This is a genomic window from Terrimonas ginsenosidimutans, from assembly GCF_022012415.1.
Taxonomy (GTDB): domain Bacteria; phylum Bacteroidota; class Bacteroidia; order Chitinophagales; family Chitinophagaceae; genus Terrimonas_A; species Terrimonas_A ginsenosidimutans.
Genome location: NZ_JAKLTR010000010.1, coordinates 233815 through 259861, shown reverse-complemented (window position 1 = coordinate 259861; position 26047 = coordinate 233815). Strand labels below are relative to the sequence as shown.

At 46.7% G+C, this 26047-nt stretch carries 16 protein-coding genes; 8 read left to right on the top strand and 8 right to left on the bottom strand.

Going from position 1 to position 26047, the window contains the following annotated elements:
• Positions 1 to 43: 43 nt before the first annotated feature.
• On the bottom strand, positions 44 to 1768 hold the full coding sequence (locus LZZ85_RS16555; RefSeq protein ID WP_237874400.1) for a M14 family zinc carboxypeptidase: 1725 nt from the start codon (positions 1766 to 1768) through the stop codon (positions 44 to 46).
• A 179-nt stretch (positions 1769 to 1947) separates the two neighbouring features.
• The gene (rpsT, locus tag LZZ85_RS16550; protein WP_237874398.1) at positions 1948 to 2202 is read right to left on the bottom strand and encodes a 30S ribosomal protein S20; all 255 of its coding nucleotides are present in this window, start codon (positions 2200 to 2202) and stop codon (positions 1948 to 1950) included.
• A gap of 438 nt (positions 2203 to 2640) precedes the next feature.
• Here rpsT and LZZ85_RS16545 point away from each other — a divergent pair, with 438 nt between their 5' ends.
• Together LZZ85_RS16545 and odhB are read left to right on the top strand one after the other, a co-directional pair.
• Positions 2641 to 5391, top strand: coding sequence for a 2-oxoglutarate dehydrogenase E1 component (locus tag LZZ85_RS16545; RefSeq protein WP_237874396.1), 2751 nt, complete (start codon positions 2641 to 2643; stop codon positions 5389 to 5391).
• A 129-nt stretch (positions 5392 to 5520) separates the two neighbouring features.
• The gene (gene odhB / locus LZZ85_RS16540; RefSeq protein ID WP_237874394.1) at positions 5521 to 6756 is read left to right on the top strand and encodes a 2-oxoglutarate dehydrogenase complex dihydrolipoyllysine-residue succinyltransferase; all 1236 of its coding nucleotides are present in this window, start codon (positions 5521 to 5523) and stop codon (positions 6754 to 6756) included.
• 113 nt (positions 6757 to 6869) lie between these two features.
• On the opposite strand, the gene LZZ85_RS16535 is transcribed toward odhB, so the two are convergent.
• From LZZ85_RS16535 to LZZ85_RS16520, 4 genes are all read right to left on the bottom strand, one after another.
• On the bottom strand, positions 6870 to 7499 hold the full coding sequence (locus tag LZZ85_RS16535; protein WP_237874392.1) for a response regulator: 630 nt from the start codon (positions 7497 to 7499) through the stop codon (positions 6870 to 6872).
• A 121-nt stretch (positions 7500 to 7620) separates the two neighbouring features.
• Positions 7621 to 10572, bottom strand: a complete 2952-nt coding sequence (locus tag LZZ85_RS16530) for a sensor histidine kinase (protein WP_237874390.1) — start codon at positions 10570 to 10572, stop codon at positions 7621 to 7623.
• A 112-nt stretch (positions 10573 to 10684) separates the two neighbouring features.
• Positions 10685 to 11311, bottom strand: coding sequence for a response regulator transcription factor (locus tag LZZ85_RS16525; protein WP_237874383.1), 627 nt, complete (start codon positions 11309 to 11311; stop codon positions 10685 to 10687).
• 81 nt (positions 11312 to 11392) lie between these two features.
• Positions 11393 to 14476: a sensor histidine kinase gene (locus LZZ85_RS16520; RefSeq protein ID WP_237874381.1), complete on the bottom strand. Its 3084-nt coding sequence runs from the start codon at positions 14474 to 14476 to the stop codon at positions 11393 to 11395.
• Positions 14477 to 14588: 112 nt separating this feature from the next.
• On the opposite strand from LZZ85_RS16520, the gene LZZ85_RS16515 reads away from it, so the two are divergent.
• Complete coding sequence (locus tag LZZ85_RS16515) at positions 14589 to 15746, top strand: RsmB/NOP family class I SAM-dependent RNA methyltransferase (RefSeq protein ID WP_237874378.1); 1158 nt, start codon at positions 14589 to 14591, stop codon at positions 15744 to 15746.
• Positions 15747 to 15752: 6 nt separating this feature from the next.
• On the opposite strand, the gene LZZ85_RS16510 is transcribed toward LZZ85_RS16515, so the two are convergent.
• Both LZZ85_RS16510 and mnmA read right to left on the bottom strand, forming a co-directional pair.
• Positions 15753 to 16526 carry a hypothetical protein gene (locus tag LZZ85_RS16510; RefSeq protein WP_237874376.1) on the bottom strand — a complete coding sequence of 258 codons (774 nt, stop codon included), beginning with the start codon at positions 16524 to 16526 and terminating at the stop codon, positions 15753 to 15755.
• A gap of 300 nt (positions 16527 to 16826) precedes the next feature.
• Positions 16827 to 17933 (bottom strand): tRNA 2-thiouridine(34) synthase MnmA, encoded by a 1107-nt coding sequence (gene mnmA, locus LZZ85_RS16505; protein ID WP_237874374.1) that lies wholly within the window; start codon positions 17931 to 17933, stop codon positions 16827 to 16829.
• Between the two features lie 294 nt (positions 17934 to 18227).
• On the opposite strand from mnmA, the gene LZZ85_RS16500 reads away from it, so the two are divergent.
• The 5 genes from LZZ85_RS16500 (at position 18228) to LZZ85_RS16480 (ending at position 26038) form a co-directional block, all read left to right on the top strand.
• Positions 18228 to 20798, top strand: a complete 2571-nt coding sequence (locus tag LZZ85_RS16500; RefSeq protein WP_237874365.1) for a M14 metallopeptidase family protein — start codon at positions 18228 to 18230, stop codon at positions 20796 to 20798.
• A gap of 502 nt (positions 20799 to 21300) precedes the next feature.
• On the top strand, positions 21301 to 21729 hold the full coding sequence (locus LZZ85_RS16495; RefSeq protein ID WP_237874363.1) for a single-stranded DNA-binding protein: 429 nt from the start codon (positions 21301 to 21303) through the stop codon (positions 21727 to 21729).
• A gap of 266 nt (positions 21730 to 21995) precedes the next feature.
• Entirely contained in the window at positions 21996 to 23075 is a 1080-nt protein-coding gene (locus LZZ85_RS16490; RefSeq protein WP_237874361.1) for an Ldh family oxidoreductase, read from the top strand.
• 412 nt (positions 23076 to 23487) lie between these two features.
• Positions 23488 to 24318 (top strand): hypothetical protein, encoded by an 831-nt coding sequence (locus LZZ85_RS16485; protein WP_237874359.1) that lies wholly within the window; start codon positions 23488 to 23490, stop codon positions 24316 to 24318.
• Between the two features lie 397 nt (positions 24319 to 24715).
• Positions 24716 to 26038, top strand: a complete 1323-nt coding sequence (locus LZZ85_RS16480) for an aspartate kinase (RefSeq protein ID WP_237874356.1) — start codon at positions 24716 to 24718, stop codon at positions 26036 to 26038.
• Positions 26039 to 26047: the final 9 nt, after the last annotated feature.

The window sequence follows — 26047 nt, the reverse complement described above, 5'->3', positions numbered from 1 at the left end:
TTACTTTTTAATTTTGACTTTTTACTTCCTCTCACCATTCAGTCTATCTCAATCGGTATACCGGATATCTCAGGTAAGCGGGTTCAAACCAGGGAGAGCGTTGAAAGATAAAGTCAAGTTGTGCACGGCTGCTTTTTGACAGGGTGGAATCAGTAGCTTTCTGCTGTTCCAGTTGTTGTTTTAATGAGGGGTTTTTCTTCAGATAGTCGGCGGCAATTTCTTCAAATGCATAGGCGGAGTATCCTTCTTTCTGGCCGAGTATCCCATCAAAATAGTTCCAGGTGAAATAAGAGTCTTCAGCCTGCGGCTCCAGTACTTCCATAATAAAGCGGTTTCCTTCCTGGTTAAGAGGAATGAGCCAGTCGCCTTTTCTGAAGTTTACTTTTTCTGTAAATGAAGTTGTTTTTACTTCGGAGTTCACATGGTGCATTTCATAAGGCCGTGGTGAGGTTTTGTAGGATGCGATCTTGTACACGTCCACTTCAATGGAGGTATCCTGTTTTAACTGTTGCATATTGATCTTGTTCAGTTGCAGCAGATCAATCACTTTCCACCAGCCTTGCGGAATTATATAGGCTGAAGGCTTATTGATGGATTCCTTTGGTGTGTAATGATGCATGATCCTGATCGTTTTTTCAAACGGTGCATTGCGGTCATAATATAACCTTGGCAGACCAGAGATCTCGCTGGGTTTACGGCCGGCTGTATAGCCTTTGAACAGGTAGTCTTTGGTGATATTGCGATCGAGCGACCAGCTTACGGGCAATGTGGTCATCGTCTTGGTACGCTGCTTCGCTTCATCGCGGAGTTTTTTTATGGTAGCGCTGTGTTCGGAAATAAAGCTGATAAATGATTGCATCAATGCGTGGGAAGCTTTCACACGTTGATCATACGGTTTAAGCATATGGCTTTCCGGCATGAATGAAAATGTATTCCAAAGAGCGGCATAGCCGGTGCCATAGCGCGGACTGTCCCAGAAGGCTGACCATCCATTTTCAGGAGTATCTCCGAATGCGTTCACATAGGGGATGAGATCGATCCCTTTTGCTTTCATTTTTGAGAAGATGCCTGGTTCGAATTCGTTGAACATGAAATTACCCATTGCACCGCCAAGTTTGTCGTGTTGTGACGCCAGCAAGGTCATCACGTGCTGATAATCGGCGCCATTGCTTACATGGTTATCGACAAATACATCGGGGTCAAGAAGGCGGAAGATAGAGGCGAATGCTCTCGCATCTCTCGAGTCGCATTTGATAAAGTCGCGGTTAAGATCCAGGTTCTGGGAGTTTCCGCGAAAGCCGAATTCTTCAGGACCATCCTGGTCGACACGATAATTGGCACTGCGATTCAATGCGCCGCCGATATTGTAGATAGGAATGATAGCCAGGACTACATTATCGGGCAATTTATAATTGTTGGTCACGATGTCTTTTGCGAGCAGCATACAGGCATCGATGCCGTCGGGTTCGCCGGGATGAATTCCGTTATTAATGAGAAAAATGCGTTTGTTGCTTTTGCGGATATTGACCAGGTTATGATCACCGCTATTGGAAATGAAGATCAGGTGAAGAGGTAAACCGGCGTCGGTGACTCCCATAGGAACCATTTTCACTTTTGGTGAAGCGGCATCCAGTTTCTGCCACCAATCGATGGCTTCGTGATAGGTTGGGGTTTGTGTGCCATTTGATCTTTCAAATCGCGTGATGAGAGGTTGAGCGAAACAAACAGAAGTGCTGATCAGCGCAATAGCCAGGAGAAGTCTTCGCATGTGTGAGTTTTAGGTTGCGATAAAAGTAAGGAAAACTCACTTTAGATCGATTGGCGCAGAATAGTATCGCAGAGTGCGTAAAGAATACGAGGGGGAATTTTCGATCGACTACCAACAACTAAAAAAGCACCTCCCGGTCTGGAAGGTGCTTTCAATAATATTGAAAAGTTGTGCGCTAATTACTTAGCTACAGCAGCGATTTTCTTAGCCAGTTTGCTCTTCAGGTTGGCTGCTTTTTTCTTGTGGATAACACCACGTTTAGCCAATTTGTCGATCATGCTGGAAACATTAGGCAATTGAGCTGCCGCCTCGCCTTCTTTCGCTGCTTTCAGATCACGGATGGCATTACGGGTAGTTTTGCCATAATATTTGTTTCTCTCGCGGCGTTTTGTTGCCTGGCGCACATCTTTTTTCGTTGCCTTATGATTAGCCATTTCGTATCAATTTTAAGGACGGCAAAGGTAGGGCTGATATGCTTAACCACCAAATTAAAAACGGGGAAAGTGGCGAAAATATTGGATTCCCGGGATCCGGGCGATGGCCGAATGACCGATCGCCGTGGGCCGGATATTATTTTGAAACTTTGAAACGTCTAATAATAAGGCAATTATCTTTTTTTATCCAACTGACACCGGCTCAAACTAAACCATTGTCGATCAGAAACAGCCCATTCGGCTATCGGCCATTCGCCCATTCGGCCAACGGCCATCCGCTACCCGGCCAACGAAAAAGAGCGAAGACTACTTCAATTCCAGAGAAAATACCCAGCTTTTTGATTTTTAACGCGTTTCTTACCTAAAAACACCTACTTAATTCAGAGTTTTTAGGCGATATTTGTGTCCCAAAATTGCCGTCTAAAATATCCACATTTCATGAAAGATTTTTCCTATATCACGAATTCTCATCCTGAATACATCGAAAATCTGTACCGCGACTTTTCAAAAGATCCAGGCAGTGTTGATCCTGACCTGAAAAAGTTCTTTGAAGGGTTTGACTTTGCGATGGGGCAGGGGAATGGACAGTCGAATGGCTCTGCGGTTTCTACAGTTTCTGCGACAGCAGGTACTGGGAGCGACTGGAAAAAGGAGCTCGGTGCGTATCGTATGATCCTTGGTTACCGGAACAAAGGTCACCTGATCGCGAAAACCAATCCTATCCGCGAGAGAAAAGATCGTAACGCTAACCTGACGCTTGAATTCTTCGGATTGAGTGAAGAGGATATGGATAAAACTTTCCAGGTCGGCGAACGAATTGGTTTGGGGGCTACTACCCTCAAAAACATCCTCGCTCATCTGAAAAAGACTTATGCCGAACACCTTGGCATCGAGTTCAAATATATCAGCAACCAGGAAAAAGTAAACTGGCTGGCGAATGAAATGGAAAAGAACTTCGCTAATCCATTATCACTCGATAAAAAGAAACGCATCCTGGAGAAATTGAACCAGGGTGTGATGTTTGAAAAATTCCTTCACACAAAATATGTAGGGCAAAAGAGATTCTCGCTGGAAGGTGGTGAAACTACCATCGCGGCACTCGATGCCATTATTAACACCGCAGCCGACCATGATGTGCAGGAAGTGGTGATTGGAATGGCTCACCGTGGACGTCTCAACATCCTCGCTAACATCATGGGTAAAACCTATGAGCAGATCTTCAGCGAATTTGAAGGCACTGCAAAAGTTGACCAGACAATGGGTAGCGGTGACGTTAAATATCACATGGGTTTTGGGAGCGAACTGAAGACTCCTGCAGGCAAAGGCATTTATCTGAAACTGATGCCGAACCCTTCTCACCTTGAAGCAGTTGATCCTGTTGTGGTGGGCTTTGCACGTGCAAAAGCGGATGTGCTTTATGGTTCTGATTTTGACAAGATCCTTCCGATCCTGATCCATGGTGATGCGTCGATCGCTGGTCAGGGTATCGTATATGAAGTAACGCAAATGAGCAATCTCGAAGGTTATTATACCGGAGGTACGATGCACTTTGTGATCAATAACCAGATCGGGTTTACTACCAACTTCGATGATGCGCGTAGTTCCGACTATTGTACGTCTCTCGCGGCAGCGATCCAGGCTCCTGTATTCCACGTGAACGGCGATGATCCGGAAGCGGTGGTCAAATGCGTGGAGATCGCAACACGTTATCGCCAGGAGTTCAATTCTGACGTATTCATTGATATGGTGTGCTATCGCCGCCATGGTCATAATGAAGGTGATGACCCGAAATTTACACAACCGCAGTTATACGGACTGATCGATAAGCATCCAAATCCGCGGGAAGTGTACATCAAATATTTGCTGGAGAATGGTGAAGCTGATGCGCAGGAACTGGCAAAAGAAATGGAGAAGAAATTCTGGGCAGACCTGCAGGAACGCCTGGATGAAGTGAAGCAAAACCCGCTTCCATACAATCTTCAGAATCCTGATAAATGGTGGAACAGCCTTCGCAAATCAACCGATGAAGATTTCGACCAGTCTCCCTCTACCGCTATCTCAGAGGAGGATTTCAAAAAACTGTTCGATGGCCTGATGCAATGGCCGGCTGAGTTCAAGCCGCTCCGCAAGATCGAAAAGATCCTGCAGGATAAGATCAAGCTATTTGATGCGGAAAAGAAAACAGACTGGGCTACGGCTGAGTTGATGGCTTACGGCAGCCTTGTCCTCGAAGGTAAGGATGTACGGATGAGCGGACAGGATGTAAAACGCGGTACCTTCTCTCATCGCCATGCTGTGTTGATGGATGAAGTGTCGGACAAGCCTTATAACCGTGTGAACGGCATTCCCGATGTTACCGGGAAATTCAAAATATACAACTCGTTATTGAGTGAATATGGTGTGCTTGGCTTTGAGTATGGATATGCACTGGCTAACCCGAATGCACTTGTACTGTGGGAAGCACAGTTTGGTGATTTCGTAAATGGCGCGCAGACGATGATCGATCAGTTCATTTCTTCCGGAGAACAGAAATGGAACCGGATGAATGGGGTAACGATGTTATTACCACACGGCTATGAAGGTCAGGGACCTGAGCATAGCAGTGCACGCCTGGAAAGATTCCTTCAATCATGCGCCGAGTTGAATATGGTGGTGACCAATATTACCACCTCGGCAAACTTCTTCCATGCGCTGCGTCGTCAGCTGGCATGGCCATTCAGAAAGCCGCTGATCAACTTTGCCCCGAAAGCCAATCTTCGTCACCCGGGAACTTATTCTCCGGTGGAAGAGTTCACCAGCGGAGGTTTCCGTGAAGTGATCGATGACACATTTGCTGATACCGGTAAAGTGAAGAAAGTATTGTTCTGCTCAGGTAAAGTATATTATGATCTTGCAGAACGCCAGCAGAAAGAAGACCGCAAAGACATTGCGATCATTCGCCTGGAGCAGCTCTATCCATTACCGTTTAAGCAACTGGAGGCCCTTAATGCGAAATACAGTAAGGCGACATGGTTCTGGGTTCAGGAAGAGCCATTGAATATGGGAGCTGCGGCGTTCCTGAAGATGAACCTTACAACGATCAACTATGGTGTGATCAGCAGACAGCCATCAGCTGCAACCGCAACAGGGTATGCAAAAGTGCATAAGCAGGAGCAGGAGGAGATCGTGGAAACAGCGTTTACGATCTAAGTAAAAAGTCAAAATTAAAAAGTAAAAAATAGAGTTTAAAAGTCAAAAGCTTAAAAAAGGATAACGTGGCAACACGCCAGCTGTTTTTTTTAATTTTTACTTTTGAATTTTTAATTAATAAGCGATTTTATGATTGAAATTAAAGTACCGACAGTTGGAGAATCAATCAGTGAGGTGACCTTGCTGAAATGGAATAAGAAAGATGGTGACTATGTGGAGAGAGACGAAGTGATCGCTGAATTAGAAAGTGAAAAAGCCACTTTTGAAGTAAACGCTGAGAAAGCTGGTGTTTTGAAAACTTCTGCGCAGGAAGGCGATACCATCAAGATCGGTGATGTGATGGCGACTATTGATGAAACAGCTGCCAAGCCAGAGGGTAAAGCGCCTGCTGCTGATAAAGCGCCGGAGCCAAAGAAAGAAGCGGCACCTGCTGAAAAGCCAGCGTCTTCTGCGCCTGTTACTTCTACTCCAAATGATATCAAAGCTACACCGGTCGCTTCTGCAATCATTGCTGATAAAAAAGTAGATCCTAAATCTGTTACACCAAGCGGTTATCAAGGTAAGATCACCAAAGATGATGTACTTGCCGCGCTGTCTAACCCCGGGAAGAAAGCATTTGCGGGCGCTGAACTTTTCAGCCGTAATGTTCGTGCCGAGAAAATGAGCAATCTCCGCAAAACCATCAGCCGCCGCCTGGTTGAAGCGAAGAATACAACAGCGATGCTGACCACTTTCAATGAAGTGGACATGACTGCGATCATGGAGATCCGTTCTAAATACAAAGACAAGTTCAAAGAAGCGCATGGTGTTGGCCTGGGCTTTATGAGCTTCTTTGCAAAAGCATGTTCTATTGCGCTTTCAGAATGGCCTACCGTCAATGCCTATATCGATGGCGATCAGTTATTATTCCATGACTATGCAGATATCAGCATAGCGGTGAGTACACCGAGAGGTCTCACTGTTCCGGTGATCCGCAATGTGGAAAGCCTGAGCATGGCGGATATCGAGAAGAAAGTGATCGAACTGGCGGGTAAGGCTCGCGACAGCAAGCTGACCACCGAAGACCTGACCGGTGGTACATTCACTATTACAAACGGTGGCGTATTCGGCTCTTTGATGAGCACACCGATCATTAATATTCCTCAAAGCGCGATCCTTGGTATGCACAAGATCCAGGAACGCCCGATGGCGATCAACGGACAGGTAGTCGTTAGGCCAATGATGTACCTGGCATTGAGCTATGACCACCGCATTATCGATGGCCGTGAGTCTGTAAGCTTCCTTGTTCGTGTGAAAGAATTACTGGAAAACCCTCAGCAGTTGCTGATAGGAAAAGATCCGGTGAAGAGTTTGCTGGAACTTTAGTGAGAAGTAAAAAGTCAAAATTAAAAAGTAAAAAAATTACCCTGACAGGAAAAAGATTTCCATTGTCAGGGTAATTTTTTTACTTTTTAATTTTGACTTTTTACTTCTCTCCCTCAGACTATCCTTTCGCTTAACGCTTTTGCGATGGCTTCTTTGCCACAGTTGACATGAAGTTTGGGATAGATATTCTTCAGGTGTGAGCGGACTGTTTCGAATGAAATGTTCAGTTCACCGGCAATTACTTTCGCGCTGAATCCTTTACTTAAGAGTTGCAATACTTCAAGTTCTCTTGTAGAAAGCTGGTATTTGTTTTCTGTTTTTGATTGTTGAAAGCTGTTCAATACTCTTCTGGCGATTGACGGGCTCATTGGCGCACCTCCATCAACCACTTCTCTGATAGCTTCGAATAGTTTATCGGGGGGAGTTTTCTTCAGAAGATATCCATTTGCTCCTGCGCAAAGGCATTGAAAAAGCTTTTCATCGTCTTCGAAAACAGTATACATGATCACGGCTGTTTCGGGTCTGGCTTCCTTTACCATTCCCACGCCTTTGATACCGTTTTCGCCGGGCATGTCTATATCCATTAGCGCTACATCAGGTTGAAGGGCAAGTGTGACGGATGTAGCTTCGCGGCAATTGGGATAGTCGCCAACCACATCATACTCTGGCATACTCCTTAATAAGTAAGTAAGGGAATTGCGGAGTCGCTCATTGTCTTCGAAGATAATTATTCTAATGGCCATGGTAGCGAAATTAAAGGTAGAAATGCTGTGTTCAAATCCCTCAATTGAGGTATTACTGTGCCAGCCGGGTTTTAGCAAGGTTGGACGCTGTTGCTGAATCGGTTTTTCTCAACCGGCGCTGTTACGCTTTTACAGGCATACTTACTACAATGATCGTACCCATCCCGGGAGCGGACTTTACCTGGATGTAGCCATTCCACCGGTTTACGCGTGCGCGCAGGTTCTTCAACCCATTGCGGTGTGTGTCAGCATTTACATCAAAGCCTTTACCATCATCTCTGACGGACATAATGAGGTTGCCTTTTTCTATCTGAACATTGATCCAGACATTTTTGGCTTCTGCGTGTTTGAAAATGTTATTCAGGGTCTCTTTGAATACCAGGTAAAAATCACGGCGTTGCTCCATGCTTAATTTTCGCTGTGCAAGGTCTGAATCAAGATCGAATTCATACCGGACATTTCCAGCATCAAAAAGTTCCGCAGCATAACGGCGCATCCGGGCGGCTGTCTCATCCAGTCCATCATTACTGGTATTGACACTCCATATGATATCATCAAGGGCCTGGGAAGAGCTGTTTACTTCTTCTGTGATCCTGTCGAGAAATTCACGGGCCTGTGCCGGTTCATCCAGGTTCCTTCTTCCCAAAGAGGAAAGGATATTGATATTGGTCAGGGTTGACCCTATATCATCATGCAGGTCACTCGCAATGCGGTTACGCACCTGTTGCAAACGGATCACCTGGCGAAGCCTGTAGCGGTACAGTGCATACAACAGCCCTGCGAGCGACAACACACAAAGCGTGAGGAACCACCAGCTCCGATACCATGGAGAAAGGATCCGGAAAGACACAGCTGCAATATTGCTGGTGATGCTTCCTCCGGCGTAAAGTGCTTTTACCTGGAAGACGAACTGCCCGGGCGGAAGATCTTTCAGGGCAAGCGTTGTATTGGTAAAAGGCTGGCTCCATGCAGTATCTCCTTTACGAAGCAAACGGTACACATACTTTACCATCGATTCGCTTTTCAGGTAAGGGCTGGAAAATTCAAACGAAATATCATTCTGATGAGGCATCAGTACGAATGATCTGCCACTCATGAGATCATGCAGGTCAATGATGCTGTCGTTCAGTTGCATCCGTGTGATCATCGTCTGCGAGCTATTCACCGAAAGAAGATTTGCATCAGCAGGGAGCATCAGCAAGCCATTCAATCCTCCTGCCCAGATATTCCCAAACCCGTCTTCTGCGAGAGAATACACTTCATTGTAGTATCCTAGTTGCGCCGCAAGATTATTGATGACATAATTGTCTTTGATCCGCTGAATAATATCAACGCTGGCAATGTTCCCGGCAAAGATCTTACCCTCCTTACTTTCCAGTATAGAAGTATACAGATCAGAGGAAAGGCCTTTCTGCCTTGTAATATGCTGCAATACTTTTAAACGGTTGTTTTCCATAATGACCAGGAAAATACCTTTATCACGTGTTGCCAGCCACATGGTTCCGTTTTTGCCGGCAGACATGGCGGATACGTTCCTGGAAATTGATGTATCCGTGCAAACAAGTGATAGACCCTTATCTACCCTGTATGCCCTTAAGCCGGCATTCAGCTCTGAAGTCCAAAGTAATTTATCTGTATGATCATAATACATCTGTTCCACCAAATAACTGATGCCATTCAGTACACTGCCGTTTTCAACATTGGATAAAAAGATACCACCGGTATTCAACGGAAAAAGAAAGGTCTGCTCATCTATTGCTACAGCGCCGCGTTTGAAAGTAAGATCCGCGGGTAATTTCAGCGCTGTTTTTTTTGACTGATAACGTCCATTGATCTTTTGGGTCTGTACCAGTGAGCGGGTTGAGTATGCATAAAGGTATTTATCTGTGGAGAATACGCTTGTTGCTTCGGGTAATGTATCTACGAGTGTGATCTTCGGATTTGCATGTTCGTTTGCCTGAAAGATATTGCTGGTGCTGATACCAAGCACATCGCCATTGAATGACCAAACTTTGTTGATAGTACTGGACTGTAATCCATCATTCGAAATATATTTCACGATCCGCGGGTCAGGGATCTTTACCAGGCCATTTTCGGTGCCCAGCCAGAGATTATGTTCGGCATCTTCAAAAAAGCAGTTGACCCTGTCAAAGCTGAACCCATTGGGAAAATGAAATTGCGTTACATTGAATAAGGTGTCTATCCTGAACAGTCCGCCAAAAGCTGTACCGGCCCAGAGATTGGAGTAGGGATCAGCATACAGGCTGATAACGATCTTGCTATCGATCCCGGATCGGGCCAGGGGGGCGGGCATTGTTTCGAATTCAAGAATGCCATCCAGCAGTTTTTGCCTCGACGCTTTTTTCAGACCGGCAGGGGTTGCCATCCAGAGATTTCCACGGTGATCCTCCTGAACATCATAGACAATATTACTTATGGGAAATTTCTTTCTGATATGGTATTTTGAATCGAACAGTATAAATGGCGATCCCGGTCCGTTTGATGCAATGAGGAGATCGTCGTCGATGTTTTCAATATCATAATAGAAGTTCGCATTACTTCCCCCTGACACAGGGGTTTTTACAAAATGATCGTGTTTGAAACGATAAATTCCATTATTACTGGACACCAGTAATGCATTGTCTGTTGTGCGGTGAAAGCTAAAGAATCTGGCGACCGGTGTTTGAGGAAGAACCGGCATTGCCCGCAGTACATTTTTATCCAGGACAAGTATTCCATGTGTACTGGAAAGTATCGCTACGCGGCCGTCTTCAAGTTCGGCGAAATCATTTACTCCGCCTATATACTTCTCTCCAAAGCGTGTATAGTTCCTGAATTTATTCCCATCATAAATACAAAAACCAAACTTCGTTCCGACAAACAGCAGTTTGTTACGTGTCTGATAAACTACCCTGATATACCCGGAAACATTTTCGCTCCCGGCATCGTACAGGTTTTCATTTAAACGATACGTGGTATGGAGCAGGCGTTGAGAATACGTATCTGCAGGCAGGAAATGAAGTATTAGCTGCAGGAAGACGGCCAGTAAAATATTTCGCCTTTTCTGTAACACTGGTCAGATCTGGTTAGTGTGTGATCGGAAAAGGTCAATTTACTGAAATGAGCCCAAAGATTAAAATAAAATGAGCACCGGAGGGTGGCGGGATAGCCCATAGACGGCGGTTTCAAACGATGCGCTCGCTGAGCGCTTTGGCTATAGCTTCTTTACCGCAATTGACGTGAAGTTTCTGGTAAATGTTCTTAAGATGAGACCGGATGGTGTCAAATGCAAGTTGCATTTCTGATGCGATGAGTTTGATACTATACCCTTTGATCAGCCATTGCAATACTTCGATCTCGCGGGGCGATAGTTTATATTTGGTACTGTCAGGTTTAACCTGGAATGTTCCTAATACTTTTTTTGCAATGGTTGGTGACATTGGCGCACCGCCTTCCACCACATCATGTATTGCTTCAAATAGCTTTGAGGGGGGCGTTTTTTTCAGCAGGTATCCATTTGCACCTGCGCAAAGACATTTGAAGAGTTTTTCTTCTTCTTCAAAAACAGTATACATGATCACCGCTGTTTCAGGGCGGGCTTCTTTGATCAGTGATACTCCATCAATACCGGTCTTGCCCGGCATATCAATATCCATCAGGACCACATCCGGCTCATACGTTCTTGCGATGGAAGCTGCGTCGTTGCAATTGTTGAAATCGCCGGCAACGTTATAGCCATTCATCTTAAGTAGATAGGCCAGCGATTCGCGTAAGCGGTCGTTATCTTCAAAAAGGATGATCTTGGGCGACATAATCTGCATTTTGGTTAATGATGGCTTGCTGTAATAAAATTAAACGTTTTAAAGAGCGCATTAATCACTCATTTGTGTGGTTTACACTAATGGCATTGAGATATTGGTGATGGTCCCTTTTCCCGGTTGCGTGTTGATGGTGAAACTGCCGCTCCATTTTTCTGTTCTTGCCTGCATGTTCTTTAATCCATTTCTGCTGGTCTCTATTGTTTTGTCAAAACCGCAGCCATTATCCGAGATATACATATTAAGCCTGTTCTTTTCTATCCAGATCCTGATATCCACTTTCGATGCGCGGGCATGTTTATATGTATTATTGATCAGCTCTTTAAATAACAGAAAGAAATCCCTTCGCTGTTCCATGTTCAATTTCCGGTGGGCAAATCTGTCATCAAATTCAAGAGAGAAGTGATCGATATTTGTTTCGAATACCTCAGCCACGTAGCGACGCATCCTGGCCACCATTTGCTCCATGGTATCGTTATTGGAATTAATGCTCCATACGATATCATCGAGCGCCTGACCGGAGGTGGTTACTTCTTCGGAGATCCTGTTGAGGAAAAGGGATGTTTCCGATTTTGGATCAATACCTGTTTTACTTAATTCAGACAAGATATTAATATGCGTCAATGCCGAGCCAATATCATCATGAAGATCCGATGCGATGCGGTTGCGCACTTTCTGTAAGCGGATCAGTTGGCTGATCCTGTTCCGGTAAAGGCCATATAAAGAAGCTGCAATGCAAAGCCCACAGAGGCTGATGAACCACACCGTTTGCCAGAATGGAGGTTTGATGATGATCTCCAGTGAAGTGATCTGTGATGGTTCCGTTGAAAGATCCCGGCTTGCTTTTACCCTGAACCGATACTTCCCCGCGGGGAGATGGGTGTATGCTGCATAATTGCGTGTGCCGGCGTCGATCCAGTCTTTATCAAATCCAACCAGTTGATAGGAGTAATGCAAGCGGCCCGCAGACAACACATCGGGTGCGGCAAATGTGAAGGAAAGGGAGTTTTGTTTGTAGGGGAGTTTCAGTGTTTTCTTATAGATGATCAATGTATCAGTGTGCAGTGTTTCTCCTTCTGCCTGCACATCGGTGATGATCACGTTGGCGGGTCTACCACCGGTAGAGAGTCCGGCAGGATGAAAGCGGGTGAGTCCTGCGATCCCTCCGAAGAAAAGTGTTCCGTCAGGAGAACGGTGATGTGCACCTGTATTGAATTCGTTGCTTTGCAACCCATCTTCCATGGAAAAGAAATACATATCTGATCTACGGACTTCTTCAGGCGGATCTGCAAGGCGAAGCCGGCAAAGGCCTTTGTTGGTGCTTAACCAGATCCCGCCGTCCTGATCGGGTAGTATCCCGTAGATCGTATTGTTGCGAAGCCCCTGGCTTTCCGTAATGGCGGTCACCTTTCCATCCGTAAGCCTGAATGCGAGAAGACCATTTCCAAATGTCCCGATCCATAATGTCTTTGGGGTAAGGTACATTGAGCGGACGAGGACCGATCCGTCAAATATGCTGTCGATCGGGGAAGGCAGTGCGATCAGCTTTCGCCGGGCGATGTCCAATTGCTGAATGCCTGATCGTTCAAACGCAATAAAGAGTTTATGATCCGGGGTGATCGCCAGCGCCCTTACATTGTTTTCGGCGAGGGATGGCGAAGAATGTTCGTCTAAATGAAGTAATAGCCCTTTGGTTTTACTGACCAGTGAGATCCCATTATTTCGCGTAGCAACCCAGATATTTCCTGAAGGGTCCAGTATCATATTCCAGATAGTTTGGCCCGGTAAAAAGCGCCTGATCACTTTTTTACTGCGCGCATCGATCAGGTCCAACCCGTTCTCCTGCGTTCCGACCCAGATATCACCATCCTGATCAGTGAGCAATGATCCTATTTTCCTGTAATTGCCGACGGGTGTTGTTTGTTTTCCTAAAAAGGTCAAGCCACTTACCGAAGTGCCGACCCAGATATTATTCTCACGATCTGTTGTGATAGCTCTTACCTGTTCGATGGAAATATGATCGGGCAGGTTGTTCCGCGAGAATGTTTCAAAGTTGTCAAGCCGTTTATCGTAATAACTTACGCCGCCTCCATCTGTTCCGATCCACAGTCCGCCATGCTGATCTTCCGCCATGCAGAGTACGTCCAGATACCCGATAGAGAAAGGATTTTTCCTGTCAGGCAGCAGATGATGTATGATCTGATGGCGCTGATCCAGAACGTACAGACCATCAGTGAATGTTCCGATCCAAAGCAAGCCGTTCTGATCAGCATGTATCGTTTCCACCACCAGGTCATTCTTCAGCAAATGATTGCCTGTTTGAGTGAATTGCCTGAAGCTGGTATCGTCAGGTTCTTTATAAAAAACGCTTTTGCCGAAAGAGCCGATCCAGATACGGCCTTCCGCATCTTCTGTAATAGAGCTTGGTGAAATATGCTGCTCACTGTCGGATAAAAAGTTCTCCCGGATCTTTAATTCAGGAGACAACAATACTGCACCGCTGCCGGTCAACACCCAGTAACACTTCTTGCTGTCTTTGAATACTTTTTTAATGCCATTGCTGGTCAATCCCGGATGGGTTCCTGTTGAAAGTTTATGCAGCTGATCTTTGGTGTGATCGTAGATCCACAATCCGTCGCGGATGGTTCCGATGACTAAGAATGATGAGTCCTGCAGTATGCAGCTCACGGGAGGGATCGTTTCATTTTTGATCTTGGAAAAAGGGGAGATGGATTGTGTGAGCAGGTCCATTTTCTGCAGGCGTCCTCCCCGTGTTATCAGCCACAGTGAGTGTGCATCACCTTTAGCGATCTTACCGAGCTGATTGTTTGCCGGAGTTGTAATATCATCGAAGTTTAGTGGAAACTTGATGAAGGAATGTCCATCGTACCGGTTCAACCCATCCTGCGTTGCCAGCCAGGTAAAGCCGGTTTTATCGATCATAATATCCACAACGCTGCTTTGAGATAAGCCCTGGTCAATGCTGATATTACGGAAGGAAAAGGGTTTGACCTGCGCAAGAACTGCAAAGGATAAAACGCACAGGATCGTTGTGAGCAAGGATAGGCGCATGGTAGTTGTAAGATAGGGAATTTTCGTGTGGGCCGGAGAGCCCGGACCATGGACCACCGACAGCAGATGGTGAATGAGGCCAGGCATTTTACGATCTGTGATGCATATGCTTTGTCTGGGCTTTATTCAGCATCTGCAGCGGTGATGGCCTGCTGCCTATAGTTCGTCGTCCATTCTCCTTGCGTATCTTGCACATCACATGAAGCATTATTCACATTTAAATACGGCAGCATTGATATTGACGCAATACAAAGGAGCGCAGCCGTTTGGATTGTTTATAAAGGATTTTTTCAAGGCGGATAAAAAATACGGGTCGAAGGACAGGAAGAGGATCTCTTCATTGTGTTACAGTTATTTCAGGCTGGGGAAGATCGGGGAGGAGCTTCAGCTGCAGGAGCGGATCCTGCTGGGATTATTTCTTAGTGCCGGAGAGCCCGATCGATTGCTGGGCCTGGAAAAGCCTGAGTGGAATGCAAATGTCTCATTGAGCATTGGGGAGAAACTGGCGCTGACAGGGCATGTTTTTGAGCCGGGGCAATTGTTTCCCGGGATCACGGAGGTTTCGCCACTGGTGGACCGGCATCCGTTCGTGTTATCCCATTTTATACAACCTGATCTTTTTCTGCGATTAAGGCCGGGAAGAGAGGAGCGGGTGAAAGCGGGGCTCGCAGACGCGGGTATTTCGTTTGAAGTGATCAGTAACGACTGTCTTGCGCTTCCCAATGCGTCGAAGCTGGACGATGTAGTGAGTATCAATCACGATGCGGTGATACAGGATAACAGCTCTCAGCGCGTGATAGAATTACTCGATAGTGTACCAGGGTTTGTTCCGAAAAGTGTTTGGGACTGTTGTGCTGCAAGCGGAGGTAAGTCGTTGCTTATCTATGACCGCTATCCTGGAGTACAGCTGACTGTTTCTGATGTGAGAGAGAATATTCTGGCAAATCTGAATAAACGTTTTCGCGAAGCGGGGATCACACAGTACAAAGGTTTTGTAGCCGATCTTAGCAAGCCTGTTAAGCCAAATGGATCATTTGATCTGCTTGTGACGGATGTTCCGTGTACAGGAAGCGGTACCTGGGGGCGAACGCCGGAGCAGCTTGTATTTTTCAGCGAGGGGAAAATAGAAGAGTATGCAAGCCGTCAGCGGCAGATCATTCTCAATACCTGGAAGCATCTTAAACCCGGCGGATACTTTTTGTATATCACCTGTTCGGTTTACAAAAAAGAGAATGAGGATGCCGTTGCTTTCGCAACACAGAATACGGCGCTTAAGCTGGTCCGTTCATCATTGTTCCAGGGATATGAGCGTCGTGCTGACACGCTCTTTGCTGCATTATTCCATTATGAAAAATAGTATTGATCAGTTGTGATCGACCATCCACATGGTGATGCCGAAGCCAGTATAAGACGGCGTTGCGGTGGTATTGGTCTCGTATTCCCAGAGGATCAGCTGACGGTATACAAGGCCGATGTTCTTTGCGTATTTTTCAACAAATCTTACTTTATTGGCATAGTCGCGCGGGTACAAAACGGGGTCGCCTTTGAACTCATCGATCTGTTCAACGGTCCATACATTCTCATAGGTCTGGCCGCCGATCACCGTCGAAGGTTCGAACAGGTCATAAGTATAATCCCAGGTTCCCATTGAATTGTCGATGCTCAGGTTGTACCCAAAAGCTTCGAATGGATTATTGGGGAGATAGGCATTTCCTTTCCAGGTGAATCCTTCGCGCATTGGTTCGCGGAGTTTGATAAAGCGGAGGTTATTTTCAACCACTTCAACCTGGTTTGTCAGCGGTGTGATAAAATAGGAACCGGAGGCAGTCCACGGACCCGTGCCGGCGGCGTTATTGATCAACCGGTAGATCCTGTAGGAAGGGCGTCCCTGGTTATCTGTAATGGCAGCGTCCACGACGTGCTTTACCTGGTAGCTATGTGTTTCGAGGGAGGTATTGAACGCGGGATTCGGAACCAGAGAGTCTACCCTGTAAGTGATGTATTTCCCAACCTGGAGTGGCAGATATTCGGCCACCGGCTCTGTGGCGATCCATTCCTCTTTTTCTTCCGAGCAGGAGATCAGGCCCAGTGTCAGAACAGAAAATATCAGGAAAAAGCGGGTAGAAAATGTTCTCATAAGAATGCAGGGATATGATTAAGGCCTATCACACAGTTAGTTAGCTGCGAACACTTTAACGTTTGAATGGAGAAAATATTGCTTTGTCTGGCTTAGGGCCCCGCAGATTCCGCAGTTGATATTCTACAGAAAGGAGCTGATCTGTGCTTAATGGAAGGAATGGCCGTTACCTCTATGGGATCTCCACGCCAATTCGCTGAAAGATCTATCCAGGCAGTAGCTGCCATCGCGAAGGTTCCCGAGGCTGTCTGAAAGCCAAATCAACCCGGCGGATGATAACCTGGTAATCGCTTCACACATCTATACAATGGCAAAACCTCTCTGGATGATCCCGCCACCGATCACGTCATCGCCTTCGTAGAACACAGCGCTTTGCCCGGGAGCGATCCCTTTTGCGTTCTCATAAAAACGGACTTTCATGCCGCCGTTCTCCGGGTAGATATTTGAAAGGCTGCCTTTGTCTTTATAGCGGATCTTGGTAATAGCTTCCATGCCGGGGGTAACTGTGTCGTACTTCATCATGTTCAGCTTTCCGACGACCATTTCATTTTGCTCCAGGTCTGCTTCATCACCCAGTGTAACGGTATTGGTATCCGGATTGATGCTGGTCACGAATACGGGTTTCCCCAGTGCAATGTCCAGGCCTTTGCGTTGCCCGATCGTGTAGAATGGATAGCCTTTATGCTTGCCAAGGATGCGGCCGGTCTTGTCCACGAAATTTCCTCCGATAACACGTTCTTCCAGGCCTTCCACTTTTCTTTTCAGGAACCCGCGATAATCATTATCCGGTACAAAACAGATCTCATAACTCTCGCTTTTTTTGGCCAGTTCGGGATAACCGTAACTAAGCGCCATTTCGCGGATCTCTGTTTTGCGGTAAGGAGCAAGAGGCAGCAGTGTGCGGCTCAGCAGGTCCTGCTGTAAACCCCACAATACATAGCTCTGATCCTTGGTATCATCAATGGCTTTGCTGATGAAATGACGGCCATTTTCATGCTGTTTGATCTTTGCATAGTGACCTGTAGCGATGAATTCGCAGTCAAGCGCATCCGCGCGTTTCATCAAAGCCCGCCATTTGATATGCGTATTGCAGAGCACACAGGGATTTGGGGTCCGCCCTGCAAGGTATTCATCCACAAAATTCTCCACCACAAACCCGCCGAATTCTTCGCGGATATCCAATATATAGTGGGCAAAACCGTGCTCAACGGCGGCTTGCCGCGCATCATTAAAACTGTCTACATTACAACAGCCTGTTTCCTTCTTACTTCCTCCACTGGCTGCATAATCCCAGGTCTTCATGGTGATCCCCACCACTTCATACCCTTCATCATTCAGCATGAGTGCAGCTACGGTACTATCGATACCGCCACTCATGGCTACCAGCACTTTTCCTTTACGGCTCATAATACAAAAATTGCAAGAGGCAAAGGTATGAAGAAAATCGTTGACCGTTGTCCGTTAACCGTTGCCTGATGTGAAACGTTTATTTCCTGATATTGATTATTAGTGAATTACGATTGAGCTTGGATGCATCAATCTTAGCCCTGCCGAAAGAACACCCCGAAAGCTATTTAGTTCAATTGTTTGTGTACCAACAGTGAACGGACAACGGTGAACGGACAACGGTCAACGATCAACGATCCCGCGCTTTTTTCAAATTCTTGCTTATCTTCCCTTTTTATACTTAACTAACTGTATATGAAGAAACTTGCTCTGATTATTGCCTTAATGGGGCTGGGCGCATGTGTTATGGCTCAGGACCTGAAGTATTATTTGCCGGACAGTGTGTCTTACAACCCGGCGATTCCCAAACCCAAAGACATTGTTTATCACGAAGTGGGTGAGTATCACATCACGCATGACCGCCTGGTGAATTATATGAAGGCGGTAGCTACGGCAGCGCCGGACAGGATCAAGCTGGAGCTGATGGGACTTACTTATGAGAAAAGACCACAGGTATTGCTCGTCATTACCTCTCCCAAAAACCACCAGCGGCTGGAAGAGATCCGTCAGCAACATGTGCAGCTGACAGATCCTGCGCGGTCAGGTTCACTGAATATTGAGAATATGCCGATAGTTGTCTGGATCGGTCATTCCATCCACGGAAACGAACAAAGCGGAACCAATGCCTCGCTTGTTACCGCTTACTATCTTGCGGCTGCACAAGGCCGGCAGATAGATGAACTGCTTGAAAATACAGTTATTCTTTTTGACCCCTCCTTCAACCCGGATGGAATGCAACGCTTCTCCGGATGGGTGAACCAGCATCGCAGCAAAAACCTTGTCAGCGATCCGAATGACCGCGAGTTTAATGAAGTATGGCCGGGCGGACGGTTTAATCATTACTGGTTTGATCTGAACCGCGACTGGCTGCCGGCCATTCATGTGGAAAGTCAGAACAGGCTGGAGTGGTTTCATAAATGGAAACCGAACATTCTTACCGATCACCATGAGCAGGGAAGCAATGCAACATTCTTTTTCCAGCCGGGTGTTCCATCGAGGGTAAACCCGATCACGCCGGATAAGAACCAGGAGCTGACAGGCAAACTGGGTAAATATCACGCAGCATTCCTCGATCGTATCGGTTCATTGTATTTCACGAAAGAGAACTATGACGATTTCTATTATGGAAAGGGATCAACCTATCCTGATGTGAACGGAGCAATAGGCATCCTGTTTGAACAGGCTTCTTCGAGAGGGCATCTGCAGCAGACATCGAATGGATTGCTGAGCTTCCCATTCACGATCCGCAATCAGTTTGTAACGGCGCTGTCAACACTCGAAGGCGCAAAAGCGTTACGCAAAGAATTCCTGCAGTGGCAAAGAGATTTTTACAGATCAGCTATGACAGAATCTGCAGGCGTAGCGGTGAAGGGGTATGTGTTCGGAGACGAACAGGATAAAGCAAAGACCTTTCATTTTGCGGAGATGCTTCGCCGTCATCAGATAGAAGTATTGTCGGTGAAGAATAAGTTTTCGGCGGAAGGCAGTGAGTTCAAGCCGGGCAGCTCGTATGTAGTGCCGACCAATCAGCCTCAGTACAGGCTGATCCGTGCGATCTTTGAGAAAACATTTACGTACAAAGACAGCCTGTTCTATGATATCACGTCCTGGACCATGCCGCTGGCCTTTGGTCTTCCTTCTGCAGAGCTGAGTGCAGCGCAGTATGGACCGGCTGCGGGCGATAAGATCACCGATCTGCCGAAGCAGGTTGGGGAATTAACCGGCAAAAGCGAATATGCATACCTGTTCACCTGGGATGAATTATATGCTCCACGCGCATTGTATGAATTGCAGCAGGCGGGTGTGACGGTAAAAGTTGCCACAAATAAATTCGAGATCCCCGTGAGCGGTTCCAATGTATCGTTTGATTATGGAACGATCATGATCCCTGTAAAGCAGCAAAGGCTGGGAAGCGCGCAGCTGGCAGAGGTATTGAAGGGAGTGGCTGACCGCAACTATATCAGGATATGGGCCGTCAACAGTGGTAATGTGAACAGCGGCAGTGACCTGGGCAGCAGCAAATTTGCGCCGGTTGCTGAGCCGCGTGTGGCGATGCTTGCCGGGGCTGGTGTAAATGCAACAGATGCGGGTGAAGTATGGCATTTGCTTGACCAGCGGATGAACATTCCGGCAACACACCTTGAGCCGTCGGCGTTCAATCGCGTTGAAGTAGATAAGTACAACACGTTGATCATGGTGGGCGGTTCGTATAATGAATTGAACAAGGAGAAACTGAAAAGCTGGGTGCAGGCCGGTGGTGTACTGATACTGACAGAAGAGGCTGTTCAATGGGCGGCACAGAATGGCATCAGCAATGTTTCATTCAAAAAAACAAAGGCACCGGTGGATAGTTCTCAGAAAGCAGTGTATGTAGACCGCGAACAGGTGGATGGCGCACAGCGTATGAGCGGAGCCATCTTTGGTGCGGAAGCTGATCTTACACACCCGCTGGCGTATGGGTACAACCAGAAAACGGTAAGCCTGTTCAAAGCGAATCGGGTGTTTATGGAGAAAAGCAAGAATCCTTATGCAACACCTTTCTTCTATGGAGCCAAGCCAATGCAAAGTGGTTGGGTTAGCAGGGAGAATCTCGATGCCGTAAAGAACTCAGCCGCGGTAGTGGTGAATACAGTCGGCGGAGGAAGAGTGATCAGTATTGCCGATAACCCGAATTTCCGTGCATTTTGGCTGGGCGGCAGTAAGCTGTTCATGAATGCGATCTTCTTTGGAAGAGTGATTGATGCGGCGAGTGGGAGAGGGGAGTAGGAAGCGTTGATCGTTGATCGTTGACCGTTGATCGTTGACCGTTGACCGTTGACCGTTGACCGTTGACCGTTGACCGTTGACCGATGTCCGTTGACCGATGTCCGATGGCCGTTGGCCGATGGCCGATGGCCGAGCTCCGCGGTATGATACAGGCTAATAGAAAAGAGGCTTTCTGATTCAGAAAGCCTCTTTTCTATTATGGTTTATATCGGCCATCGGCCATCGATCATCGGCCATCGGTTAACGGTCAACGGTCAACGGACAACGGACAACGGTCAACCGACAACGGTCAGACTGCCATCAGAAAAAAACGCCGGAATAATGTTTTTTGCTCATGGGATAGCCTCGTAAAGGTTGGATATTGCATTCAGTAGCGGCAACTGTTAAAAGTTATTCACAAAGCCTGTTTTGCATCGGGCAAACCAAGTTAGTGTGGCACTGCGGGTGGAGAATAATGCTAACTTGCCGCTACATATTATTACGAAAATTAAAACAGAGCACTATGATTAAAATGCAAGTTATTGGTAACCTCGGCAAGGATTGCGTGGTTAACACCGTGAATGGGAAGAACGTGATCAACTTTACAGTAGCACATACCGAAAAATATAAAGATAGTCAAGGCGTTAACCAGGAGAGAACAATCTGGGTGGATTGTGCGTACTGGACAGATCGTACAGCGCTTGCGCCTTATCTGACAAAGGGCAAGCAGGTTTTTGCGGAAGGCCAACCGGAGGTAAGATCATTTACCCGCCAGGATGGTACGGCAGGCGCTTCGCTCTCCATGCGTGTTCGTGATATCCAACTGCTTGGAGGAAGAAGCGAAAATACTGTTGGTGGCGGCAGTTCTTATGGTAACGGAGCCTCTGCCGGAAATACTGCGGCGGCAAGCGTTTCGAGCGAAGCGGATCAGATTGATGATCTGCCGTTTTGAGATCGTTGTCCGTTGACCGTTGTCCGTTGTCCGGAATTCGAGTGAGGTGGAATAAAATTGGATCTTCGGGTACAAATTAAAAGCGTGGGGCTATCGTTGATAAACGATAGCCCCACGCTTTTAATTTGTGTCGGTCAACGGTCAACGGTCAACGGTCAACGGTCAACGGTCAACGGTCAACGGTCAACGGTCAACGGTCAACGGTCAACGGTCAACGGTCAACGGTCAACGGTCAACGGTCAACGATTTCTTCGTTTCTTTGCGGCATGTCAACACAAGTATTTTCTTATCAGCAGCTGGCTGATTTTACGGTTAGGGTTTTTAAGGCGATCGGTTGTTCTGAGGAGCATGCGCAAACAGCTATGAGATCGTTGTTATCTGCTGATATACGCGGGATCGATTCACACGGTGTGGCTCGTTTGAGTGGTTATGTGCGGCTGTGGGAGGTGAAACGCGTTAATGCAACGCCGGATATCAGGATCGTTCATGAAACGCCTTCTACGGCAGTGATCGATGGTGATAGTGGGCTGGGTCTGGTGATCGCGCCTTATGCGATGCAGGTTGCTATTGACAAGGCTAAACAGGTGGGGACGGGCTGGGTCAGTGTCCGCAACAGCAATCATTTCGGGATTGCGGGCAGTCATGCGATGATGGCGCTGGAACACGATATGATTGGTTGGGCAATGACGAATGCAAGTCCGCTGGTGGCACCCACTTTCTCCATTGATAAAATGCTTGGCACGAACCCGATCTGCGTTGCAGCGCCTGCGGGTAAACAACCTGCGTTTGTCGCCGATCTTGCCACTACCACAGCGGCAAATGGAAAGCTGGAGATCCTGCAAAGAAAAAGTCAGCCCACACCAACTGGCTGGGTGCAGGACAAGGAAGGAAATTCGTCCAATGATCCGCATATTCTGAAACAGGGTGGTGCATTGTTGCCATTAGGTGGCGACCGCGAGCACGGCAGTCATAAGGGTTATGCCCTGGGTGCAATAGTTGACCTGTTTTCTGCTTTATTAAGCGGCGCAAATTATGCTCCCTGGGTTCCTCCGTTTCCGGCTTATGTTCCGATGCCGGCTCAGCAACCCGGAAAGGGAATAGGCCATTTTCTTGGAGCGATGCGGATCGATGCATTCCGTCCGGCGGAAGAATTCAAGCAGAGTATGGATCATTGGATAGAAGGCTTCAGAGCGGCTCAACCCATGCCCGGTGAAGAAAAGGTGCTGGTGCCCGGAGATCCGGAAAGAGAAATGGAAGCAGCAAGAAGCAAGAATGGAATTCCTTTACTGGAAACCGTGGTGAAGGATCTGGAGGAAACAGGAAAGAAATTTGGCGTCAGCTTATAGAAAGTATTCAATCATTTTATGAAAACCACTGTGCAATGTTTCTGACAACCCTGTTAATGTTTCCAGATACGGTTCTCAGTACGTACTCAACCTGCGAAAGCAACATGGTCAGCAAGGCTGTAACGTAAGAACTGTGAACAGAGCAGGAGGACGTTGTTCCTCATCTTTTCAATTGGATAACAGGAAAACCCATTCTTCCATAATCACCGGGATCCCGTCGGAATCACAAACCCGGATACGGTCCAGGACAGGCAACTGCCGGGGGCATTGAAAACAGGTCTTTACCTGTCCTGAAGAACTCCCGCATCTATACATCTTTGAACCTCATCAAGCTATTTTTATGAGATTTTTATTTCCAGTATTAGTGCTATCATCGTTTGTTTTATTTTCCTGTCAACCGTCGGTGGACGACATGTTACCGCCGCCTGAAACGAATGACAGTATCTACATCAGCCAGGTTATTGAGCTTGATACAATGTTTACAACCGGTCTGGACACTTCACAGCATACGATCTATAAATACGATGCGTCGGGACGGTTGTCTTATGTCTGGTTTGGAGAATATTTCCTTGGAGTACCCGGGGCTGATCTTACAGATGACTATTATTATTTCTATAACGGCAGTGACTCTCTTCCTTACAAAATCGTAAACTTAGCTGGATCCAGAGGCTATTCTGCGGGGTTTACCATCTTCCGTTATGACACCACTTATTTATTCTACAACAGCGCAGGAATAGTGATCAAAGATTCCGTTTGTTCAGCTAATGAAGATCAGGTATATCAAAGTACGACCGTTTCAACCTTTACCAGGATCGATGACGGGCACTACCGCATTGACAGAAAGAAGATATCAGCCAGCGGTGTATCTACCAACTATACGAACAGTCATTTCGTGAGATTAAACGGCAACCTGCTCAGCTCAAAAGATACAACATTCGATTTTGGCTCGGGCATCAATGTTGTTTCAATCGAATCGTTATCCTATGATAGTAAACCCAACCCTTTGTTGAGAACAGTACTGCGTTATCCAACATCCACGTCGTATGGAAATGTTCTGGGCGAATCGGCTGTGAACAATTTTACCCGCTGGCAAGCCAGGTATGAATTTACTCCTTCATTTGGGTATGATTATCTGGAGATCTATGAGTATAAGTACAGGGCTGATGGCTATCCCATCCTTCGTCTTACAAAGGATCAGGTAGAGCCAAGCCTGATCCGGAGGTATATCTATACGAAGCGCTGAGTGTGACAGGGGATAGTGAACTATATACGGCAAACCGCCTGTCAATCCCCGTTATATTGTTGAACCGGTCAGCAATGCATGTTCGCTATTCTTTCTTGCGATCCCTGCGACATTAGCGGTAAACCTGAACTGACCAGACAGGATGGTAAAGAGATCGGATTTTTTAACTCGATTCAGTTGTGCAGTACCGGATGAAAACACCTTAATGAATATGGGCCATAGCAACTAAATAAGATAGTTATCTGCTATATAACCACCGGGTATAGGGTTTTTTTCGATAAAAGCTTGAAAAAAGCACGAAAATTTCGTTTTTCGTTATCCCTTCCATTTATCTCTTGGCTATCTTTGCCAGCACCTCTTTAAATCCTTAAAACAAAACCGCAAGGGAAGTTTAATCATGAAAGTAATGAAGTTTGGCGGCACCAGTGTTGGTAAGCCTGAACGTATGCATCACATCGCTTCGCTCGTAACGAAGGAAGAAGAGCCTACAATCGTAGTGCTTTCTGCCCTTTCAGGCACAACGAATGCCCTGGTAGAAATTGGCGAGAACATTGCTAAAGGTGACCGTTCTGCAGCTAAACAGACTATTGATAAGCTGGAAGCACATTATCAACAATTCATTGCTGAACTGGTGAAGAAGCCTGCTGCGATCGAAAAAACAAGGCAGATCGTTGCAGAGCATTTCGAATTTCTGAATATCATCCTGCGTATTTCTTTCAGCGAAGCGCTGAATAAGGATATACTGGCGCAGGGAGAATTGCTGTCTACCAAACTCTTTGCCGCATATCTGGAAGAACAGGAGATCGGACATGCACTGCTGCCGGCCTTAGAGTTCATGACGATCGACAGCTATGATGAGCCTCAAATAGGCAGCATCAAAATAAAGCTGACCCAGCAATTGCAGCAACATAAGGATAAGAAATTGTTCATTACGCAGGGCTATATCTGCCGCAATGCGCGTGGTGAAGTGGACAACCTGAAGCGTGGTGGCAGTGATTATTCTGCTTCGCTGATAGGGGCTGCCATCAATGCCAGTGTGTGTGAGATCTGGACCGATATCGATGGTATGCATAACAATGACCCGCGTGTGGTAAAGAAAACGGTACCTATCGAACAGTTGAGTTTTGATGAAGCGGCAGAGTTGGCCTATTTCGGTGCAAAGATCCTTCACCCGGCTTCTATCTGGCCGGCCCAAACATATAAAATTCCTGTCAAGCTGCTGAATACAATGGCGCCTGAAGCAAAAGGTACATTGATCGCTGAGCAGGCCGCGGGTGTGGGTGTTAAGGCTGTAGCCGCGAAAGACAATATCATTGCGATCCGTATCAAGAGCAGCCGGATGTTGCTGGCTTATGGCTTTCTGAGAAAGATCTTCGAGGTATTTGAGAAATACCGTACCCCGATCGACATGATCACTACTTCTGAAGTGGCTGTTTCTCTCACGATCGATAGTCCGACTTTCCTGAAAGAGATCCTGAAAGAGCTTGAGCCGTTCGGCACTACAGAAGTTGATCACAACCAGACGATCATTTCTGTTGTAGGAAACGAGATCGCTCAAACAACAGATATTGTTAAAAAACTGTTCGGTTCAATTATGAATATCCCTGTGCGGATGGTTTCTTACGGCGGCAGCCCGCATAATATCTCCCTGCTGATCGATGCGAAATATAAAATGCAGATCCTTCAGCAATTGAATAAGGGAATGTTTGGCCTGGAATAGTAAGATCTT

Bases quoted from the DNA above. Each gene is read 5' to 3' on its own strand.
- LZZ85_RS16555 (WP_237874400.1), bottom strand. From the start codon at position 1,768: ATGCGAAGACTTCTCCTGGCTATTGCGCTGATCAGCACTTCTGTTTGT.
- rpsT (WP_237874398.1), bottom strand. From the start codon at position 2,202: ATGGCTAATCATAAGGCAACGAAAAAAGATGTGCGCCAGGCAACAAAA.
- LZZ85_RS16545 (WP_237874396.1), top strand. From the start codon at position 2,641: ATGAAAGATTTTTCCTATATCACGAATTCTCATCCTGAATACATCGAA.
- odhB (WP_237874394.1), top strand. From the start codon at position 5,521: ATGATTGAAATTAAAGTACCGACAGTTGGAGAATCAATCAGTGAGGTG.
- LZZ85_RS16535 (WP_237874392.1), bottom strand. From the start codon at position 7,499: ATGGCCATTAGAATAATTATCTTCGAAGACAATGAGCGACTCCGCAAT.
- LZZ85_RS16525 (WP_237874383.1), bottom strand. From the start codon at position 11,311: ATGTCGCCCAAGATCATCCTTTTTGAAGATAACGACCGCTTACGCGAA.
- LZZ85_RS16520 (WP_237874381.1), bottom strand. From the start codon at position 14,476: ATGCCTGGCCTCATTCACCATCTGCTGTCGGTGGTCCATGGTCCGGGC.
- LZZ85_RS16515 (WP_237874378.1), top strand. From the start codon at position 14,589: ATGAAGCATTATTCACATTTAAATACGGCAGCATTGATATTGACGCAA.
- LZZ85_RS16510 (WP_237874376.1), bottom strand. From the start codon at position 16,526: ATGAGAACATTTTCTACCCGCTTTTTCCTGATATTTTCTGTTCTGACA.
- mnmA (WP_237874374.1), bottom strand. From the start codon at position 17,933: ATGAGCCGTAAAGGAAAAGTGCTGGTAGCCATGAGTGGCGGTATCGAT.
- LZZ85_RS16500 (WP_237874365.1), top strand. From the start codon at position 18,228: ATGAAGAAACTTGCTCTGATTATTGCCTTAATGGGGCTGGGCGCATGT.
- LZZ85_RS16495 (WP_237874363.1), top strand. From the start codon at position 21,301: ATGATTAAAATGCAAGTTATTGGTAACCTCGGCAAGGATTGCGTGGTT.
- LZZ85_RS16490 (WP_237874361.1), top strand. From the start codon at position 21,996: ATGTCAACACAAGTATTTTCTTATCAGCAGCTGGCTGATTTTACGGTT.
- LZZ85_RS16485 (WP_237874359.1), top strand. From the start codon at position 23,488: ATGTTACCGCCGCCTGAAACGAATGACAGTATCTACATCAGCCAGGTT.
- LZZ85_RS16480 (WP_237874356.1), top strand. From the start codon at position 24,716: ATGAAAGTAATGAAGTTTGGCGGCACCAGTGTTGGTAAGCCTGAACGT.